Below are 4,200 nucleotides of genomic sequence, written 5' to 3'. Positions count from 1 at the left end.
AGCCCACCAGTTGGCGGCTGATGGTCAGGCCCAGCCCGGTACCACCAAAGCGGCGGGTGGTAGAACCATCCGCCTGGGTAAAGGCCGAGAACACATCCTTTTGCAGCGCCGGGGCAATCCCAATGCCGGTGTCCACCACGCTGAACCGCAAGATGATGGTGTCTTCGTGCGCGGTGAGCAGCTCGGTGCGCAGCTCCACCCGGCCCGCGTGGGTGAATTTGATGGCGTTGCTGGTCAGGTTGGTGAGCACTTGCTCCAGGCGCAATGCATCGCCTTTTACCATGCTGATACCTGCGGGCAAGGGCTGGATGATGAGCTCGATATTCTTGTTGCCTGCAGCGATGCCCATGGTGCCGGCCAGGTTGTCCATCACGTCACCCATACGAAAAGGCGTGCACTCTATCGCCATATGGCCAGCTTCGATTTTGGAAACATCCAGGATGTCGTTGATGATGCCCAGCAATGAGCGGCCCGAGGCCCGTATCTTGCGCACCATGTCGTGGGCATCTGTGTCCAGCCGTGCCTGCTCCAGCAAATAGGCTAGACCCAGAATGGCATTCAGGGGTGAGCGTATTTCGTGGCTCATATTGGCCAAAAACTCGGCCTTGCTGCGGTTGGCAGCCTCGGCCACGTCGCGGGCCTTCAGCGTGGCAGCTTCGGCTTGTTTCTGGGCCGAAATATCCTGCGCAAACACCAGGGTGGCAGGCCCATCGGCCAACACCACACGGGCCGTGGTTTTGAACACCGGTACCAGGCGACCGTCCTTGCCCAAGCCGACCGCTTCGAACATCTGCTCCAACGGGGAGTCGCCCAGGATCAGCGCCTCTTGGCGGTGTAGGAGCGTACGGGACTCCTCCGACAACATGGCACTCCAGGGCAGACCGACCAGGTCATCGGCGGCCGAATAGGCGTGCAGTGCGCGGTAACGGGGGTTGGAATAGACAAAATGCCCGGCCCGCAATATGGCAATCGGCACCGGCGCGTCTTCGATCAGCGTACGAAACCGGGTCTCACTTTGGCGCAGGGTGTGGGCCATTCGGCGTTCGGTGACATCCCGGAAGGTGAGGATGACCTGGTCCACCTGCCCCATGGCATCCAGAATGGGCGCTGTGCTGTATTCCAGAACCACCGACTGGCCGGTATCCTTGCGACGCACCGTGACTTCAAAGTCGCGGACAAAATCACCGCCTTCCCCACCCCAGCTCAACCACCGCCCAGGAGACAGTGCCTCGCCCGTAGGCAGTGTGACTTCCATGTTAGCGTGCAGCTCTTGCATCGGCGTTGCGGCGTCAAAGAGACCATGGAGGCTGCGCGCGGCCTGGTTGGCACGCACGATATTCTGGTGGCTGTCAAAAACAAAAACACCTTCGGTCATGTTGTCAAAAACAGCTTGCAGGCCATTGCGCGTACGTACGACTTCTTGCTCGGCCAGTTTGGCCGCAGTGATATCCATGTGGGTACCCATCAGGGTAGTGCCTCGGCCCTGTGCGTCACGCTCTATCGCCTGGGCCCGCCCCAGAACCCACACCCAATGGCCCAACCGGTGCAGGATGCGGTAGCTCACTTCGTACAAAGGCACGCTGCCATCCACACAGGATTCACGGGCAAGGGCATACGCAGGCAGGTCCTCGGGGTGGACGCGGCTGCGCCAAAACTCAGGTTCGCTCTGGAATTCCTGCTGTGTGTGGCCAATCATGCCCAGCGAAATGTCATCGAACGTGCGCTTCTGCGTAGGCACATGGAAGCTCCACAACCCCAAATTACCGCCACGCAACGCCAGCTTTAGCCGGTCGGCAGCGTCAAGACGCTCACGATCCCGCTCAAACGCCAAGTCCTCGATGCGAAGTCGCCGAACCTGTCCCCACCACAGACCGCCGCAGCAGAGCAGGACCAAGGCCAGATAAAGGGCACCGTTGGTGATGGCCTGGTGTTGTAACGGCTGCAGAATGGCGCTCAAATCACGGCTGATACCAATCACCAGCCCTTTGTCCACGTGCAACTCGACGGGATGGACGGTACGCATGGCCATCAGACGCTGCTCGCCGGTTCTGGGTATCGTGCCCATCAAAACGTTACTGGTCTTGCCGCTCAACACGTGCCGACTGAAAAAAGTCCCAGGTTTGTTGTAGTTGGTGCCGTCAATATTGGTCCTAAGCGGGAAATTCAAAAACTGCAGGCCATCGCTATGGACCAGAAAACCCCACATGTCCGGGGCATACATCACCGGTCGGAAAATGCTGGTGAAATATTCTGGGTCGAGCGCGGCGATCACCATCCCCGCAAACTCCCCTGCAGGCCCAGGCACCATCCGGGCGGTATTGACGACCAAATCGTTACGCAAAGACTTGTAAGGCGCCGAGACATACAAAGTGGCTAGGCTCGGGTGCGACTGAACACTTTTGAAATAGTCGCGTTGGCTGAAATTGACACCTACCAAATCGGGGCTGTTCGCGGCAATCGCCACGCCCCGCGCATCGATCAGCACCATGGCCCGAATACCCGGCATGGCATTGGCCAGCGCGCGTAGACGCCGAGACACATCTTGGGGATTTTTGGCACCTGGAACCACCAAGTAGTCCTTGATGACCTCTTCCATTGCCAAGCTGATCACCGCCAGATTGCCCCGGATGTCGTTGGCAATCACATTCGACTGCACCTGCAAACGGTCTTGCTCGGTAGCCAGGGTGCGGCCCACCTCAACGGAGTACACGTAGGCGATGAAGCCACCTACCAGGGCAAGTACCGCCACCAGCAACAGCCATTCAAGCAGTCTACGTCGCGGAACCAAGCGCCTAATATTTGTAAGCATCGATCCATGCTAGCCCAATTTACCGGTTGGACTTTGAAATTCGCATATTTTCAGAGCTAAATACAGGCCGTCAACACCCTCCATTTGCATTCAATTTTGAACCTATTGCAAGATCGACATCGCTGCAAGCCTACCGTCACTTCCGAATGGACAGACGATGACACACCAGGCCGAAAACAGAGCCCAAATAAGGCAAGGCGAAGTAACGGCATATTCAGAGAGCCCGGCCAATCGAACAACCAACCAAAGCGTTCTTTCGGCCTGCACCACAGGCAGATACAGCGCAAGCAGCTACATATTAAATAGCATTTTGTTTCATCCTTATTGGGGATGCGGGTGCGGAACACGGCTTCTAGAATTTAAGCGGGATACCGTCGCCCGACACACAGTGCGAGGCGCTGCAGGCGATGGAAGCACCAAACCCGTTCGGCACGATTGGAACAAGAAGTTTGGGGCCATGTTCATGCTTCCACATTTGAGAGGTTCACATGCAAACTGAAATTCCGGCAAGCAATACAGGAATGCCCCTTCCCTTCGACTCCCATCAACAAAATGAGTTGGCGAAGATCGGAGCGGCCTTTCTAGCGGGAGCCCAGTTCGGCAGCACCCATAGCCAACCCCCGCAGTTTTCGTCCGCGGCCGTCCCTGCCGAGAAGCCGTTATGCATCCACAAAATTCCGTCCATGCCGGTCCTGCTCAACGGCAAGCGTGCGGCACCAGAGTCGGTGAAAGACTTCGATGGCAAACCCCTTTACTACCTGCTGGACGAACGGGCTTACGACGGCGACAGCCTGCAGATATTCACAGATGCCACGAAGGCCGCGAAGGCTGTTGCCGACCGCCCAAAGAACTCAAAAACCCCGGCTGCGGCAAAAGACGTGGCCGCGCGTGGCATTTCCCTCGGGACGGGCTCATCGTCTCAGCAGATCGGACAAGCGCTGATCGGTGCGGTCCTTCTTTTTGAAAACGCCCAGTTCGGTGGCGCGCAGTGGAGCTTCAGCGCAGGCACAACGGGTTACGAAAATGGCGATGGCACCATCCCCAATTTTCTGCAGGTGTACCCCACTTTATGGTGGTGGACCAACATCAACGACCGGGTTTCATCCGTGTCCAACCTGTGTGTAGTGCGGGCCTATCTGCGGCCGCGTACCTCGTTTGCGGTATTGCACCAACACATCAACTTCGGTGGAGCCCAGCTCTGGGTGCCCGAACGCCAGTCATTTCCGGATCTGAAACAGTTTGGCTGGGACAACACTGCATCGTCTATGTCGTATGCGCTGAGCCCGGGCTAGTCTTACAGTTAAAAAAGCCCGTTTTCTGATTTAGAACGGGATGTCGTCGTCCATATCGTCAAAGCCGCTGGATGCACGCGCTGGCGGCGGCGGCGCGGG

At 57.7% G+C, this 4,200-nt stretch carries 2 protein-coding genes; one reads left to right on the top strand and one right to left on the bottom strand.

Annotated elements, in window-relative coordinates; all coding sequences use genetic code 11:
- On the bottom strand, window positions 1–2,749 hold a 2,749-nt coding region (locus ABI213_RS21870), incomplete at its 3' end, for a PAS domain S-box protein (RefSeq protein ID WP_348028644.1).
- 548 nt (window positions 2,750–3,297) lie between these two features.
- On the opposite strand from ABI213_RS21870, the gene ABI213_RS21865 reads away from it, so the two are divergent.
- A complete protein-coding gene (locus ABI213_RS21865) occupies window positions 3,298–4,101 on the top strand; it encodes a hypothetical protein (protein ID WP_348008628.1) in 804 nt (267 codons plus the stop codon).
- The last annotated feature ends 99 nt before the right edge of the window (window positions 4,102–4,200 follow it).

This window comes from Rhodoferax sp. (assembly GCF_039922535.1).
In the GTDB taxonomy this organism is placed as follows: Bacteria; Pseudomonadota; Gammaproteobacteria; order Burkholderiales; family Burkholderiaceae_C; genus Rhodoferax_B.
The sequence above is the reverse complement of the archived record's forward strand: the minus strand, read 5'-3'. Positions and strand labels throughout refer to the sequence as shown.